At 61.2% G+C, this 15,294-nt stretch carries 13 protein-coding genes; 9 read left to right on the top strand and 4 right to left on the bottom strand.

The annotated features are described in order from the left end of the window. Positions 1-2: 2 nt before the first annotated feature. Positions 3-812, top strand: coding sequence for an SDR family oxidoreductase (locus ACZCWR_RS29265; RefSeq protein WP_487305162.1), 810 nt, complete (start codon positions 3-5; stop codon positions 810-812). 15 nt (positions 813-827) lie between these two features. On the opposite strand, the gene ACZCWR_RS29270 is transcribed toward ACZCWR_RS29265, so the two are convergent. Beyond that, entirely contained in the window at positions 828-1,700 is an 873-nt protein-coding gene (locus tag ACZCWR_RS29270; RefSeq protein ID WP_487305163.1) for a DMT family transporter, read from the bottom strand. A 382-nt stretch (positions 1,701-2,082) separates the two neighbouring features. Here ACZCWR_RS29270 and ACZCWR_RS29275 point away from each other — a divergent pair, with 382 nt between their 5' ends. After that, entirely contained in the window at positions 2,083-3,372 is a 1,290-nt protein-coding gene (locus ACZCWR_RS29275; RefSeq protein ID WP_487305164.1) for an MFS transporter, read from the top strand. A gap of 61 nt (positions 3,373-3,433) precedes the next feature. On the opposite strand, the gene ACZCWR_RS29280 is transcribed toward ACZCWR_RS29275, so the two are convergent. Then, a complete protein-coding gene (locus ACZCWR_RS29280) occupies positions 3,434-4,438 on the bottom strand; it encodes a LacI family DNA-binding transcriptional regulator (protein WP_487305165.1) in 1,005 nt (334 codons plus the stop codon). Between the two features lie 237 nt (positions 4,439-4,675). On the opposite strand from ACZCWR_RS29280, the gene ACZCWR_RS29285 reads away from it, so the two are divergent. From ACZCWR_RS29285 to poxB, 4 genes are all read left to right on the top strand, one after another. Next, positions 4,676-5,506, top strand: coding sequence for an NAD-dependent epimerase/dehydratase family protein (locus ACZCWR_RS29285; RefSeq protein ID WP_487305166.1), 831 nt, complete (start codon positions 4,676-4,678; stop codon positions 5,504-5,506). Further along, positions 5,503-6,393, top strand: coding sequence for an SMP-30/gluconolactonase/LRE family protein (locus tag ACZCWR_RS29290; protein ID WP_487305167.1), 891 nt, complete (start codon positions 5,503-5,505; stop codon positions 6,391-6,393). Before ACZCWR_RS29285 ends, ACZCWR_RS29290 begins: the two co-directional genes overlap by 4 nt. Positions 6,394-6,553: 160 nt before the next feature. Next, positions 6,554-7,900, top strand: a complete 1,347-nt coding sequence (locus ACZCWR_RS29295; protein ID WP_487305168.1) for an MFS transporter — start codon at positions 6,554-6,556, stop codon at positions 7,898-7,900. 281 nt (positions 7,901-8,181) lie between these two features. Next, on the top strand, positions 8,182-9,903 hold the full coding sequence (gene poxB, locus ACZCWR_RS29300; RefSeq protein WP_487305169.1) for a ubiquinone-dependent pyruvate dehydrogenase: 1,722 nt from the start codon (positions 8,182-8,184) through the stop codon (positions 9,901-9,903). 14 nt (positions 9,904-9,917) lie between these two features. On the opposite strand, the gene ACZCWR_RS29305 is transcribed toward poxB, so the two are convergent. Both ACZCWR_RS29305 and ACZCWR_RS29310 read right to left on the bottom strand, forming a co-directional pair. Beyond that, positions 9,918-10,415 carry an SRPBCC family protein gene (locus ACZCWR_RS29305; protein WP_487305170.1) on the bottom strand — a complete coding sequence of 166 codons (498 nt, stop codon included), beginning with the start codon at positions 10,413-10,415 and terminating at the stop codon, positions 9,918-9,920. Next, a complete protein-coding gene (locus ACZCWR_RS29310) occupies positions 10,402-10,770 on the bottom strand; it encodes an ArsR/SmtB family transcription factor (RefSeq protein ID WP_487305171.1) in 369 nt (122 codons plus the stop codon). The genes ACZCWR_RS29305 and ACZCWR_RS29310 overlap by 14 nt, the downstream gene beginning before the upstream one ends. 104 nt (positions 10,771-10,874) lie before the next feature. Here ACZCWR_RS29310 and ACZCWR_RS29315 point away from each other — a divergent pair, with 104 nt between their 5' ends. From ACZCWR_RS29315 to ACZCWR_RS29325, 3 genes are all read left to right on the top strand, one after another. Next, entirely contained in the window at positions 10,875-11,717 is an 843-nt protein-coding gene (locus ACZCWR_RS29315) for an alpha/beta fold hydrolase (protein WP_487305172.1), read from the top strand. Positions 11,718-11,843: 126 nt separating this feature from the next. Next, complete coding sequence (gene deoC, locus ACZCWR_RS29320; protein ID WP_487305173.1) at positions 11,844-12,851, top strand: deoxyribose-phosphate aldolase; 1,008 nt, start codon at positions 11,844-11,846, stop codon at positions 12,849-12,851. Positions 12,852-12,892: 41 nt separating this feature from the next. Beyond that, the gene (locus tag ACZCWR_RS29325; RefSeq protein ID WP_487305174.1) at positions 12,893-15,292 is read left to right on the top strand and encodes an aldehyde dehydrogenase family protein; all 2,400 of its coding nucleotides are present in this window, start codon (positions 12,893-12,895) and stop codon (positions 15,290-15,292) included. Positions 15,293-15,294 lie beyond the last annotated feature (2 nt).

The raw sequence follows: 15,294 nt of genomic DNA on the forward strand, positions 1-15,294 counted from the left end.
CGATGAACCGGTTCGATGGCAAGGTCGTCGTGATTACGGGCGGTGCACAGGGTCTGGGCGCGGCGGTCGCGGCGCTGATCGCCGAACGCGGCGCGCGGGGAATTGTGATCTGCGCGCGCTCGAAAGAGAAGGGCGAAGCCAAGGCGCGGCAGTTGTCCGAAACGCATGGCACGCAAGTGCAGTTCGTCGCGGCAGACCTGGCGCGCGTGGAAGATTGCCGCGCCGTGATCGCCGCTGCCGATGCGAAGTTCGGCCGCCTCGACGTGCTCGTGAATGCGGCGGCGACGACCGATCGCGGCACGATTCTCGATACGGACTCCGAACTGTTCGACCGCATGTTCGCCACCAATGTGCGCGCGCCATTCTTTTTGATGCAGGAAGCCATCCGCATCATGAAACGAGAGCGCATAGAAGGGTCGATCGTGAACGTATGCTCGATGTCGGCGCTATCGGGACAGCCGTTCATCGCGGCCTATTGTGCATCGAAGGGTGCGTTGGCCACGCTCACGCAGAACACGGCCTATGCGCTCCTGCGCGACCGCATTCGCGTGAACGGCCTTAATCTCGGCTGGATGGCGAGTGACGGCGAGGATCGCATTCAGCGCACGCATCACGGTGCGGACAACGACTGGCTCGCGCGCGCGGCTGCCGAGCAACCGTTCGGACGGCTGATCGATCCGAAAGAGGCAGCGCGCGCCATCGCGTTCATGGCCAGCGACGAATCCGGCCTCATGACCGGCTCGATGGTGAACTATGACCAGTCGATCTGGGGCGCGTATGACGATGCGCCTCATCCCAAGGCACCGCTTTAATTCGTTTATCGGCAATCAGCGCCGCTGACGCATGGCCAGCGCGACGCCGGACAACGTTAGCGCCATCGCGATCGCTTCCCGCGCGCCGAGCGATTCGCCCAACGCGAGCGCCGCCGCGACTATTCCCATGATCGGCACCAGCAGCATGCCGATCGAGGCGAGCTCGGCGGGCAAGCGTCTGAGCGTCGCGAACCACGCGAGATAGCACACGGCCATCGGCACCAGGCTCATGTAGATCAGCACCGCCCAGCCATCGCCCTTGAGCGCGGACAGTCGCGGATGTTCGATCAAAAGTCCCAGCACGATCATCGGCGCGCAGCCGATGCCCACTTGCCATGCGACGAGCGCGATGGGCGGAATCGGCACGGCTGCATGCGTGATAACCGTGCCGAGCGCGAACAGCACGGCGGCGAGCAGGGCGAACGAGATGCCCGCGATCTTGCCCGAATCGAACGACAGGCCATGCGCCGACAGCAACACGCCGACGCCGGCCAACCCGAGCGCGAGTGCGCAGAAACCGGCGGCGGAGGGCTTGCGCCCGGCAATGGGCCATGCGAGCAGCATCGACCAGATCGGCATGGTGTAGACAAGCAGCGCGCCTTCGCCGACGGAGAGCCATTTCATCGACAGCGTGGAGAACCCCATCCACGCAAAGACATTGGTGGATGAGGCCAGCAGCAAGCGCGAAATCCACGTGCGTGGCACGCGAATATCCTCGCCCATGCACACGGCGACGACGCCGAGCAGCAGCGCCGCCGCCACGCCCGCCACGCCGCGCGAGAAAAGCGGCGGCCACTCACGCAGCAACACCTTCATGGCGGGCCAGTTCAGCGCCCACCCGGTGGCGGTCACGAGCAAAAAGATGAACCCCGTCAGGCGAGCAGGCATGAGATGCGTTTTGTATCGTTTTGTTATCGGGCATCGATCATACAGGCGGGCAGGTTGCATGCGGCATGCAAAACACAAAATGCGTTCGCCATCCCGTAGAAAACGACCAAGGAAACAAAGAGTAAAACGATTAACTCGAATCGCGGATCGGCTTCGAATGGCTCCCCGACAGGCTTGGAAGCAAGGAAAACGCGTTTATTAGGGCAAACACGGGGCTGGCTTTTCGGGCGAATTTCTCTATTCTCCAAAAAACGTTTTCCAAACCACGGATGGCGTGCGGCATTTTGAATGCAAAACCGCATGGCCACGCCAACGGCGCTCGTCGCCGACATGCAACAGAGAACGCGGCACGACGAGCGCCGCCGCGTCCCCGGAGACTCGAATGAACACTGCCGTTGCCGGCGTCGCACGCGTTGCCAGCCGATATCGCTGGACCGTGTGCGCGCTGCTCTTTTTCGCCACCGTCATCAACTACATGGACCGGCAGATTCTCGGCCTGCTCGCACCGGTGTTGCAGCATGACATCGGCTGGACGCAGGTGCAGTACGGCCGGATCGTGATCGCGTTTTCGGCGTTTTACGCCATCGGTCTGCTGTGCTTCGGGCGGATCGTCGACTGGCTCGGCACACGCATTTCGTATGCAATGGCCATGTTCATCTGGAGTATCGCGGCGATGCTGCACGCGGCGGTCGGCTCGGTGATGGGCTTCGCCATGGTGCGTGCGCTGCTCGGCATCGGCGAAGGCGGCAACTTTCCGGCGGCGATCAAGACGACCGCCGAGTGGTTCCCGCGCCGCGAACGGGCGCTTGCCACCGGCATCTTCAACTCGGGTGCGAACATCGGCGCGGTGTTCGCGCCCGCCATCATTCCGGCGCTCGCGGTGGCCTTCGGCTGGCGCGCGGCCTTCGTGATGATCGGCGCGATCGGTCTCGTGTGGCTCGCGGTGTGGTTCGTGATGTATCGCCAGCCGGACGGCAGCGCGTATGAAGACGAAATCGCCGACGAAGGCGACGAAGCCAAGGCCGCCGACGCCGCTCACGCGAAAGCAGGCGCACCGGGCTTCAAGGTGCTCATCAAGCAGCGCGAGACGTGGGCGTTCATCGTCGGCAAGTTCCTGACGGACCCGGTGTGGTGGTTCTATCTGTTCTGGCTGCCGAAGTGGCTTAACGAGTCGCGCGGCATGGACATGCAGCATATCGGCCTGCCGCTCGTGGTGATCTATGCGATCACGACCGTGGGCAGCATCGGCGGTGGGTGGATTTCATCGGCGTTGCTGCGCGCGGGCTGGACGGTGAATGCCGCGCGCAAGACCGCCATGCTGATCTGCGCATGCGCCGTGTTGCCGATCGCATTCGTGTCGCAAGCTGAAAACCTGTGGGTGGCGGTGGCGATCGTCGGTCTTGCTGCGGCGGCGCATCAGGGCTGGTCCGCGAATCTGTTCACGACGGCTTCCGACCTGTTCCCGCGTCGGGCGGTGGGCGCGGTGGTGGGCATCGGCGGCATGGCCGGTTCCATCGGCGGCGTGCTGTTCTCGGAGGTGATCGGTCAGGTCCTGCAACGCACGGGACACTACTGGGTGCTGTTCGCGATCGGGGCATCGGCGTATCTGATTGCCTTCGCGATCATGCATATCCTCACGCCGAAGATGGCGCCGGCGAAGCTCCCGGCATAAGTAGTCTTGCGATGCATCGTCCGCTCTTGTTCGAGGCGGATGATGCATCATGAATGATGAATTATGTATTCAAAGCAGCACAGGCAGCAGCGGTCGATTCGCGCACGATCAGACGCGGCTCGAACATGTGATTGACCGGATCGGCATGGCCGGCGAGGGCGTCGATGAGTTTTTGCATGGCAAGCTCGCCCATCTTCTCGCTCTGGATGTCGACGGTCGTGAGGCCCGGTGCGGCATATGCGCCATAAGGCACGTTGTCCACGCCGGTGACGGACACGTCCTGCGGCACGCGAATGCCGAGCGAGGCGGCTTCCTTCATGAAGCCGAGCGCGATCAGGTCGTTGTAGCAGATGACCGCTTGCGGCCGCTTCGGTCCGAGCATCACGCGGGAACAGGCGTTTTCGCCGGCGACGGAAGTCGGCGCGTGCGCTTCGTAGACGTCGAGTTCGAGGCCTGCTTCGGCAAGACAATCGCGCGCGCCGCGAATGCGTTCATCGTTGATGCGTGCATGCTCGAAACCAAGATACGCAATGCGCCGATGCCCGAGGTCGAGCAGATGGCGCGCAAGCATGTAGGTAGCAAGGCGGCTGTTGATGCCCACGCTCGGAATCGGCAGTTCGGCGTTGCGCAGCAGCACGACGGGCTTGCCGAGATCGAGCATCCATTGCGCGTCTTCGTCGGGCAGGCGCGAGCTGACGAGCAGACCGTCCACGCGTTGGGCGAGCGCTTCGATCAGCGGCCGTTCGCGCGCCTGGTTTTCGTCGATATCGACGAGCAGCAGCGTGTAGTCGTGCCTGAGCGCGATCCGGTTCGCGCCTTTCACGACGTTGGTGAAGTGCGGATTGCTGATGTCGAGGATGGTCAGGCCAATGGTGCGCGTGCGGCCCGTGATCATCGAGCGCGCGAGCGGATTGGAACGGTAGCCGAGCGAATCGACCGCCGCCTTGAGCCGGGCTTCGACCGGTGCGGAGAATCGTTGCGCGCCGTTGATGTACTTGGAGACGGTCGCCACTGATACACCCGCCGCGGCCGCGACGTCACGAATGGTCGGGGATGTTTTTTTCATGCAGGTTAACGTTTTCGCCTTGGGTTTCCAGATTTAACTCATTGTCGCAGAAAAGCGGGAAACAACGGCTGCGCGTTTGGTATTTTGCATGCATCATTCATAACGCCAGATCGAGCACCGGGGCCATGCCGCGAAGACTCGCGGACCAGCCGAAAACGTTTTCTAATGATTTGCTTTCGGGCACGCTCGGCGTGCTTCCAATGACTCAATGATTTCCCGATTCACAGGAGTTTTTCGATGAACCAGTCAACCGCAGCGGCCAAACCGTTCAAGCGCCTGCTTCTGACCGGCGCGGCCGGCAACCTGGGCCGTCAGTTGCGCGAACCGCTCGCGAACTGGGCCGACGTGGTGCGCCTCACCGACATCGCCCCGCTCGACGACGCCGCCGCGCACGAGGAAGTCAGCGCCGCCGATCTCGCGGACCGCGACGCGGTCATGCGTCTGGTCGAAGGCACGGACGCCATCGTTCATCTCGGCGGCATCTCCATCGATGCGCCGTTCGACGATCTGATCGAAGCGAACATTCGCGGCACGTACAACATTTACGAAGCGGCGCGGCGTCATGGCGTGAAGCGCATCGTGTTCGCGAGTTCTAATCACGCGATCGGTTTTCATCCGGTTACCGAAGTAATCGATGCCGATGCGCCGCAACGTCCGGACAGTCTTTATGGCGTGACCAAGTGCTTCGGCGAATCGCTGTCGCGCTATTACTTCGATCGCTTCGGTATCGAAACGGTGTGTCTGCGTATCGGTTCGTCGTTCGAAGAACCGAAGAATCCGCGCATGCTCGTGACGTATCTCAGCTACCGCGATTTCGTCGAACTCGTGCGTTGCTCGCTGTTCACGAATCGCGTCGGCCATGCGGTGGTGTATGGCGCTTCCGACAATCCGGTGAAGTGGTGGGACAACGCGAAGGCCGGTTTCCTCGGCTTCAATCCGCAGGACAGCTCCACGCAGTTCGACGGCCTGTTCCCGACGCGCGCGCCCACGGACGAACGCGACGACCCCGCGCAACAGTTTCAAGGCGGCGCGTTCGTGCTCGGCGAACCGATGGAGAAGAAGCGTTGAGCGTTATTGAAGCGGCAGGGCGCGCCACGGTAGGGGAAAGTCCGCTATGGCGTGCGAAAGAAAGCGCGCTGTATTGGGTCGATATTCCGGCGCGCAAAATCGTGCGGCTGCTCGTTGCGAGCGGCCGACGCGACGAGTGGCAGTGTCCCGAGCAAGTCGCGTGCATTGCGTTCGACGCGCAAGGGACCGTCATAGCGGGCATGGAAAGCGGTTTTCACAGCGTTACCCTGGGCGAGCACGGAGAAGCCCGTACGCGGCTTCTGGCAGCGCCGGAACACCTTGTGTCCGGCATGCGCATGAACGACGGCCGGTGCGACCGCCAAGGGCGTTTCTGGGCCGGCACGATGGTGCAGGACATGGCGCTCGGCAATCCTGCTGGCAAGCTCTACCGTTTCGATGAGCGTGGCAAGTTGTCCGCGCCCATCGTCGATGGCCTTGTCACGCAAAACGGCCTCGCATGGTCGCCCGATGGCAGGACCCTGTATCTCTCCGACTCGCATCCGACCAAGCGCCTGATCTGGGCGTTCGACTTCGAGCCTGAAACCGGCACGCCGCGCAATCGCCGCGTGTTTGCGGACCTGCATCATCATGCGGGACGTCCGGACGGTGCGGCGGTGGATGCCGACGGCTGCTACTGGACCTGCGCCAACGACGCAGGCCGCCTCTTGCGATTCACTCCGCAAGGCGCGCTCGATCGCGAAATCGCGCTACCGGCAAGCAAGCCGTCCATGTGCGCATTCGGTGGCGACGATTACTCGACGCTCTATGTCACGAGCATTCGGCCGGGCACAGGTGCAACCGAATATGACGGCTGCGTGTTCGCGCTGAACCCCGGCGTTAAGGGTTTGCCCGAAGTGAATTACGCAGGCGTGTTACCGGTCGCATAATCAATGCGGGGGACGCTGCACCGGATCGGCGCATCCCGCATACAACAGGCAAAACACTACTTTTGTAGTGTCTCCGTAAAGAGTAGGCTCCGCAGATAGCGTCTTTCGAACAAGAAACCCAAGAAGCGATCTAACGACTTCCTATCCGGAGGAGACATAGATGGACCTTGAAGCCCGCACCATGAAGCGCGTGATGCTTCGCCTCGTACCGTTCCTGATTCTTTGTTATTTCATCGCGTATCTAGACCGCGTCAACGTGGGTTTTGCCGCGTTGCAAATGAACAAGGCACTCGGCTTTTCAGCGAGTATGTTCGGTTTCGGCGCGGGTATCTTTTTCATTGCTTACTTCTTTTTCGAGGTTCCGTCGAACCTGCTGCTCGAACGCTTCGGCGCACGGCGCTGGATCGCGCGGATCATGTTCACGTGGGGCATTCTCGCAGCGTTGATGGCGTACATTCCGCATATCGCGCAGGCGACGGGTTTGTCGAACGCCTACGTGTTTTACGGGCTGCGCGTGTTGCTCGGCATCGCGGAAGCGGGCTTCTTTCCCGGCATCATCTTTCTGCTGACGCTGTGGTTTCCGGCTAAATACCGGGGCCGTGTGGTCGGCTATTTCATGGCGGCCATTCCGCTGTCCACGGTCATCGGCGGCCCTATTTCCGGCGCGTTGTTGCAAATGGATGGGCTTGCCGGCATGCAGGGCTGGCAATGGCTTTATCTGATCGAAGCGTGCCCGGCGCTGATTCTGGCGTTCGTCGTGTTCTTCTATCTGACGGACAAGCCCGCCGATGCGCACTGGCTCGCCGAAGACGAACGCAAGTGGCTGATGGATCGTCAGGCACAGGAGCGCGCGCATCGTGAAGCGAAGCATGCGTTCAGCGTGAAGGAAGCGATTTTGAATCCGCGCGTGCTGGCCATCGCGTTGATCTATTTCGGCGCGAATGCCACGAACTATGGATTGAGTTTCTTCTTGCCGCAGATCGTCAAGGCGTTCGGTTTGACCAACCTGCAGACGGGTTTCGTGACGTCGCTGCCGTATGCGGTCGGCGTCGTGAGCATGATCTTGTGGGGACGTCATTCGGATCGCAAGCTCGAACGCCGCTGGCACGTCGCGATTGCGCTGCTGGTCGCGGCGGGCGGTATCGCGGCATCGGCGGGGCTGGACAATCCGGTCTTGAAGATGATCGCGCTGTCCATCGCGGGCTTTGGCATCTTCGGCTGCCTGCCGGTGATCTGGACGCTGCCGGCTTCGTTCCTCTCGGGCGCGGCGGCGGCGGGCGGCATCGCGGCGATCAATTCGCTCGGCAATCTGGCGGGCTTCTTCGGTCCGTATGCGATGGGCTGGATCAAGGACAGCACCGGCAGCTTTGGCGCGGGGTTGCTGTGCCTGTCGGGTGCGGGTCTGATCGGCGTCGCGGCGGTACTGCTGCTGCATCACGATTCGGCGCTTGAGACGATACAGGGTGCGCACGATATCGACGATGCGGAGCCGCAAGTGGCTCGCTGAGGTTTTTCGAAGGATTGCATGAAGAAGGCCGCGTCCGGATGGTTCGGACGCGGCCTTTTTGCGTTATGAATGCAAAACGCAAAACGCAAAACGCAAAATGCAAATCTCGGCCCATGACGGATAGGCACCGTCTCTGACAGCACGGAATTCGCGTCGTACACTCTGGGCTGCCTTGCGAACGCTCGCGGCATCGCGGTTCCTGACGATGGACGCGATTCCCGTAAGGTGGCATTCAAAATGAAAGATGCATGGTGCTTCTCTCCTTCCTTCAGGGAGCCGTCATGGCGAAGAACACGATTGCGGATTATCTGGCGAAGACGCTGGCGATTGCGGGCGTCGAGCGTATCTGGGGCGTCACGGGAGACAGCCTAAACGGGCTGGCATTCAGTCTCAGGCGCGAAGGAAAGATCGACTGGATGCACACGCGCCACGAAGAATCCGCGGCCTTCGCGGCGGGCGCGGAAGCGGCGTCGACGGGCAAGCTCGCGGTATGCGCGGGCAGTTGCGGGCCGGGCAACCTGCATCTCATCAACGGGCTGTACGACTGTCACCGCAACCAGCAGCCGGTGCTCGCGATTGCCGCGCACATTCCGTCCACGGAGATCGGTCTCGGCTACTTTCAGGAGACGCATCCGCAAGAATTGTTCAGGGAGTGCAGTTACTTCGTGGAACTCGTGACCAATGCATCGCAGTTTCCGCGCGTGCTCGAACGGGCGATGCGTTCCGCTATCGAACAACGCGGCGTCGCGGTGATCGTTTTGCCTGGCGACGTCGCGCTCCTGGAAGGCCCGGCCATCGAGCCGCGTTTCGCGCCTGCGGCCGTTCCGGCCATTCATCCCTCCGATGCGGTCATCGACCAACTCGCAGGCATCGTGAACGGATGCGATGCGGTGACCATCATGTGCGGCAGCGGCGTGGCCGGTGCGCACGACGAAGTGGTCGCGCTAGCCGACACGCTCGGCGCGCCCATCGTCCATGCGCTGCGAGGCAAACAGTTTATTGAATACGATAATCCGTTCGATGTCGGCATGACGGGCCTGATCGGTTTCAGTTCCGGCTATCACGCGATGATGTCCTGCGACACCTTGCTTCTGCTCGGCTGCGACTTTCCGTATCGACCGTTTTATCCGCCGAACGCGAAGGTAGTGCAGGTCGACTGGCGCGGCTCGCAACTCGGCAAGCGCGCGCCGCTCGAACTCGGCGTGGTCGGCACGGTGAAGGAAACCGTGGCCGCGTTGCTGCCCAAACTCACGCGCAAGACCGAGCGTCGCTTTCTCGACAACGCGCTGAAGCATTACAAGGATGCGCGCAAGGATCTCGACCGGCTGGCGTGTCCGTCCGCGCCGGGCAGGGCGATTCATCCGCAATATGTCGCACGCCTGATCGATGAACTCGCGGATGACGACGCCATCATCACCGCCGATGTCGGCACGCCCACGATCTGGTCCGCGCGCTATCTGAAGATGAACGGCAAGCGCCAGCTTCACGGCTCGTTCAATCACGGTTCGATGGCCAACGCCATGCCGCAGGCGCTCGGCGCACAGGGCGCGCATCCGAAGCGTCAGGTCATTTCGATGTCGGGCGATGGCGGCCTCGCCATGCTGCTGGGCGACTTGCTCACGACCAAGCAGCACGCGCTGCCCATCAAGATCGTGGTATTCAACAACAGCCTGCTCGGCTTCGTCTCGATGGAACTGAAGGCGGCGGGTTACATCGATACCAATGTCGATTTGAGCAAGACCGATTTCTCGCAGATCGCGAAGGGTGCGGGCATATGGTCGGTACGCGTGGAAGAGTCGGAACAACTCGAAGGCGCGCTGCGAGAGGCCTTCGCGCACGACGGCCCGGCGCTCGTGGATGTCGTCATCGACAAATACGAACTCGCGATGCCGCCCAACGTGGAGTTCTCGCAGGCGAAGGGCTTCAGTCTCTACATGCTGCGCGCGATTTTAAATAGTCAGGGTAACGAAATAGTCGAACTCGCGCGGACGAATCTACGCTGAGTCTCGACACATTCTTACTTGAGATAAGCGGCCAGTTGCTCGAACGTACCGCCAAAACCTTGTTCGAGTGACGGCCGCAATCCGTCGAAGAAAAGCCGTTCTTCCGGTGTGGCGCCAAAGGGCGAGGCACGCAATGCGATACGCGTCTTCCCGCCTTCTTCCGTGAACGTCACGACGTTTTCGATCTCCATCGGCACCAGCGGATTGAAAGGCGCACGCGCGATACCGCCATGCTCGTTCGCAAACGAATTGAGCCATGTGATGCGCTCGCCATTCACGATCTCGCGATAGCTGAAGCGCCCATACATAGGCGGCAGATTCGCGAACTGCATGGCGTAGTGAAAGAAGCCGCCTGCACGAAACTCGAAGCGATGCGCTTCGATCTTGCTTCCTTGCGGTCCCCACCATTGCGCGAGTTCATCGGCTTCGCTCCATGCGCGCCATACGCGCTCGCGTGAGGCATCGACGGTACGGTCAAGCTCGAAAACCACGGTGGAATCATTTTGCGGCATGTCTTTTTCCTTTGATTGATGACGGCGAACGCTTCGTCGTCTTGAGATAGTTATCCAGTCTGTCGAGGCTTGCTTCCCACTGGGCGCGATAGGTTTCGGCCCAGCTCACCACGGCATCCAGCGCGGCGGTTTCGAGCCGGCAAGGGCGCGTCTGCGCTGCTTTGGAACGCGAAACCAGCCCGGCGCGTTCCAATACCTTCAGATGCTTGGAGATGGAAGGCTGCGTCATGTCGAACGGCTCGGCCAGTTCATTGACGGTGGCCTCGCCCGCCGCAAGTCGTGCCACGATGGCGCGACGCGTTGGGTCCGCAAGTGCGGCGAATACGTGATTCAGATTGCGTTCCTTCACACTCATTCGATCACTTTTCGGTTATATAGCCTGAAAGGAATATAAAAGGTCGCTCAGCATTCGTCAAGGGTCTGGTCTATCCTCATGAGTCTGCATCAAGAGGACCGGACATGAGTGCATCGTTCGCGGGCGCGCTGCCGCTCGATCAGGTGTTCGATTTCGAAGGACAGGCCATACGGCATGGCGCAATCGGCGAAGGACCGCCGCTTGTGATGGTGCACGGCACGCCGTTTTCTTCGCAAGTGTGGCGCCGTATTGCGCCTATTGCTGCGCGTTTCCGTCGCGTGCATTACTTCGATCTGCTTGGCTACGGCTTATCGGATAAGCGGGAAGGGCAGGATGTCTCGCTCGGCGTGCAGCATCGCGTGCTCGCGGCATTTCTGCGGCATTGCGGCATTGAACAGCCGGATGTCGTTGCGCATGATTTCGGCGGCGCGACTTCCCTGCGTGCCGCCATCCTCGACGGTTGTTCATACCGTTCGCTTCTGCTGATCGATCCGGTTGCCATTGCGCCGTGGGGCTCGCCCTTTGTGCGGCATGTGCGTCAACATGAAGCCGCGTTCGCCGGTGTGCCGCCCTACATGCATCAGGCCATGCTCGATGCCTATCTGCAAGGCGCGGTGCATCGTCCCATGTCAGCGGACGTGTTGCGCGTCTATACGGAACCGTGGACCGGCGAGCCGGGACAAGCGGCGTTCTATCGCCAGATTGCGCAAATGGATCAGCGCTACACGGACGAAGTTCAAAGTCGCTACAACGAACTCCGATGCCCGGTTTCGATTCTCTGGGGCGAAGACGATCAGTGGATTCCCGTCGCGCGCGGCGAAGAACTTGCATGCAAAATTCATGATGCAAAGTTCACGCGCGTGCCTCGCTGCGGGCATCTGATGCAGGAGGATGCACCCGAAGCCATCGTCGGCGAGTTGCTCAGTTTTCTTCGCCTGATTGGTTGAAGGCAACTCGGGAACTCCGCACTTTCCCTATGTTACGATCGTAACAAACTTGGTATAAACTGAGATCAATCTATCAAAAACTGTTGTGCGATGCACAAAGCACGGCAGGTCATTCGAGCCGATCTCATGTTGGAAACCGCATCGAAGTCCATCGTCGCGTGGCCGGGCAAGACGCAGGCCGCCACCTCCGCGCGCAATCCCGGCGTGCCTTACGACCTTGCATGGCTCGACGGCCTGCGCGTGAACCAGAGTGCGGTAACGCGCCGGTCGTCCACGCTCGGCACGCGCCGCAGCGTGAAGAAAGACGCACAAGCCGCGTGGCTGCTCAAGGCGATCACCTGCATCGACCTGACTACGTTGAGCGGCGATGACACCACCGCGCGCGTCGAACGGCTGTGCGGAAAGGCGCGTCGTCCGTTGCGTGAGGATTTGCTCGATGCGCTAGGCATGCCGCCTGGTTCCATCAAAACGGGCGCGGTATGTGTCTATCACCGATATGTGAAGGCCGCGGTCAACGCGCTCGAAGGCAGCGGCATTCCCGTCGCGGCGGTTTCGACCGGCTTTCCGGCTGGCCTCAATCCGCATGAACTCAAGTTGCGCGAGATCGAGGCATCGGTCCGGGATGGCGCGTCGGAAATCGATATCGTCGTTACCCGTGAGTATGTGCTGACGGGAAACTGGCGCGCGCTCTATGACGAAATGCGCGAGTTCCGCGCCGCCTGCGGCGATGCGCACGTCAAGGCGATTCTCGGCACCGGCGATATCCGCACGCTGTCGAACGTGGCGAAGGCATCGATGATCTGCATGATGGCGGGTGCCGATTTCATCAAGACGTCGACCGGCAAGGAAAGCGTGAACGCCACGCTCGATGTATCGCTCGTGATGGTGCGCATGATTCGCGAGTATCTGGCGCGCACGGGCATCGCGATCGGTTTCAAACCGGCGGGCGGCGTATCCACCGCGAAAACCGCGCTCGAATATCAAATCCTCATGAAGGAGGAGTTGGGGCGCGCGTGGCTGGAACCCGATCTGTTCCGCATCGGCGCATCGAGTTTGCTTGCCGATATCGAGCGCCAACTCGAACATCATGTCAGCGGCCACTATTCGGCGTTCAATCGCCATCCGGTTGCCTGATCCTCACGAAATCCACGCGTTATCCCCTGAAAATAAGCCTCATGAGCGTAGCCGAATACTTCTCCTCGATGGAATACGGACCCGCACCCGAAGACGATCGCGCCGTGCGCGAGTGGCTCGATCAACACGAAGGGCGTCTGGGCCACTTCATCGATGGCGCATGGCGCAATCCTACGGACTCCGACGAATCCGAACGATTCGACACACGTGAACCGGCGACGGGACGCGTGCTCGCGTCCATCGCGCAAGGCACGCAAGCCGATGTCGATGCTGCCGTCAAAGCCGCACAAGGCGCGCTCGAAGGCTGGCAGGCGTTGGGCGGACCGGGCCGCGCGCGGCATCTCTATGCGCTGTCGCGCATGGTGCAGCGTCACAGCCGTCTGTTCGCCGTGCTTGAATCACTCGATAACGGCAAGCCGATCCGCGAGTCGCGCGATATCGATATCCCCCTTGTTTCAAGGCACTTTCTGTATCACGCGGGATGGGCGCAGTTGCAAGATCGCGAGCTTGCGGACTGGGCGCCGCTCGGTGTGGTCGGGCAGATCGTGCCGTGGAATTTTCCGCTGCTCATGCTGGCATGGAAGATCGCGCCTGCTATCGCGCTCGGCAATACGGTGGTCCTCAAGCCTGCGGAATACACGCCGTTGACGGCCTTGTTGTTCGCGGAACTTGCGCATCGCGCAGGCTTGCCCAAGGGCGTGCTCAACGTCGTTGCGGGCGATGGTCGCACGGGCGCAGCGCTCGTCGAACATAAAGGCGTCGCGAAGATCGCGTTCACCGGTTCGACCGAAGTCGGCAAGCACATTCGTGCAGCTACCGCTGGTTCAGGCAAGTCACTGACGCTCGAACTCGGCGGCAAGTCGCCGTTCATCGTATTCGATGATGCCGACCTCGACAGCGCCGTGGAAGGCATCGTCGATGCCATCTGGTTCAATCAGGGGCAAGTGTGCTGTGCAGGTTCGCGTCTGCTCGTACAGGAAGGTATCGAAGCGCGCTTTGTCGAAAAGCTCAAGCGCCGCATGGATACGCTGCGCGTGGGAACCTCGCTGGACAAGGGCATCGACATGAGCGCGATTGTCGATCAGGTGCAGCTCGAACGCATCAATTCGCTGATCGAGAAGGGTGAAGATGAAGGCTGCGTGATTCATCAACCTGCACGTCTCGCATTGCCGGAAGGCGGCGCGTTTTTCCCGCCGACGCTCGTGACAAACGTATCGCCCGCTTCGACGCTCGCACAGGAAGAAATCTTCGGACCGGTACTCGTGACGATGAGCTTTCGTACGCCTGACGAAGCGGTCGCGCTCGCGAACAACACGCGCTATGGGCTCGCCGCGAGCGTGTGGAGCGAGAACATCAGCCGCGCGCTGGATGTCGCGCCGCAACTGCAATGCGGCGTGGTGTGGATCAATGCGACGAATCTCTTCGATGCAGCCGTGGGCTTCGGCGGTTACCGCGAATCGGGCTTCGGTCGCGAAGGCGGCCGCGAAGGCGCGTATGAATATCTGAAGCCGCGAGCATGGGCCAAATTGCCGATGCGTGGCGATGCAAAGCCCGCTCCGGCATCGCCCGATTCATTGGTCGATGCGGGCAACGTCAGCGCGATCGATCGGACAGCGAAGTTGTTTATCGGCGGCAAGCAGGCACGTCCGGATAGCGGTTATTCACGGCTTGTGCGCGCGCCGTCTGGCGAGATCGTCGGCGAAGTGGGCGAGGGCAATCGCAAGGACATTCGCAATGCGGTGGCTGCCGCACGCAGCATGACGAAGTGGCCGTCGGCCAGTGCGCACAATCGCGCGCAAGTGCTGTACTACCTCGCGGAAAATCTCAGTGCTCGTACAGATGAATTCGTCAGGCAACTAACCGTCCGTTCCGCTTACACCACGCAAGACGCGAAGCGTGAGGTGGACGCATCCATCGCGCGGCTTTTCACGTATGCCGCATGGGCCGACAAGTTCGATGGCGCAGTGCATGCACCGCCCTTGCATGGCGTCGCGCTTGCCATGCACGAACCGCTTGGCGTGATCGGCATCGTATGTCCGGATGAAGCGCCGTTGCTGGGCTTTGTATCGCTGTTCGCGCCCGCGCTTGCACTGGGCAATCGCGTGGTCGTGGTGCCGAGCGAAACATGCCCGTTGATGGCAACCGACTTCTATCAGATCGCGGATACGTCGGACGTACCGGGCGGCGCGCTGAACATCGTCACGGGCGATACGCGCTCGCTAGCGCAAACTTTGGCGCAACACGATGATGTCGATGCACTCTGGTGCTTCCACGGCGCAACGCTTTCGACAATGGCTGAACGCGAATCCGTGAGCAACCTGAAGCGTACTTTCGTCGATCAGGGACGCGCATTCGACTGGCACGATGCCGCAAGCGAAGGCCTGGCTTTCTTGCGTCAGGCCGCGCAGGTCAAGAACATCTGGATTCCTTACGGAGATTGATC

The sequence above is a fragment of the Caballeronia sp. A2-2 genome (assembly GCF_057612605.2).

Coding starts and splice junctions, on each gene's coding strand:
- ACZCWR_RS29285 (WP_487305166.1), top strand. CDS start 4,676: ATGAACCAGTCAACCGCAGCGGCCAAACCGTTCAAGCGCCTGCTTCTG.
- ACZCWR_RS29305 (WP_487305170.1), bottom strand. CDS start 10,415: ATGCCGCAAAATGATTCCACCGTGGTTTTCGAGCTTGACCGTACCGTC.
- ACZCWR_RS29310 (WP_487305171.1), bottom strand. CDS start 10,770: ATGAGTGTGAAGGAACGCAATCTGAATCACGTATTCGCCGCACTTGCG.
- ACZCWR_RS29270 (WP_487305163.1), bottom strand. CDS start 1,700: ATGCCTGCTCGCCTGACGGGGTTCATCTTTTTGCTCGTGACCGCCACC.
- deoC (WP_487305173.1), top strand. CDS start 11,844: ATGTTGGAAACCGCATCGAAGTCCATCGTCGCGTGGCCGGGCAAGACG.
- poxB (WP_487305169.1), top strand. CDS start 8,182: ATGGCGAAGAACACGATTGCGGATTATCTGGCGAAGACGCTGGCGATT.
- ACZCWR_RS29275 (WP_487305164.1), top strand. CDS start 2,083: ATGAACACTGCCGTTGCCGGCGTCGCACGCGTTGCCAGCCGATATCGC.
- ACZCWR_RS29315 (WP_487305172.1), top strand. CDS start 10,875: ATGAGTGCATCGTTCGCGGGCGCGCTGCCGCTCGATCAGGTGTTCGAT.
- ACZCWR_RS29280 (WP_487305165.1), bottom strand. CDS start 4,438: ATGAAAAAAACATCCCCGACCATTCGTGACGTCGCGGCCGCGGCGGGT.
- ACZCWR_RS29265 (WP_487305162.1), top strand. CDS start 3: ATGAACCGGTTCGATGGCAAGGTCGTCGTGATTACGGGCGGTGCACAG.
- ACZCWR_RS29325 (WP_487305174.1), top strand. CDS start 12,893: ATGAGCGTAGCCGAATACTTCTCCTCGATGGAATACGGACCCGCACCC.
- ACZCWR_RS29295 (WP_487305168.1), top strand. CDS start 6,554: ATGGACCTTGAAGCCCGCACCATGAAGCGCGTGATGCTTCGCCTCGTA.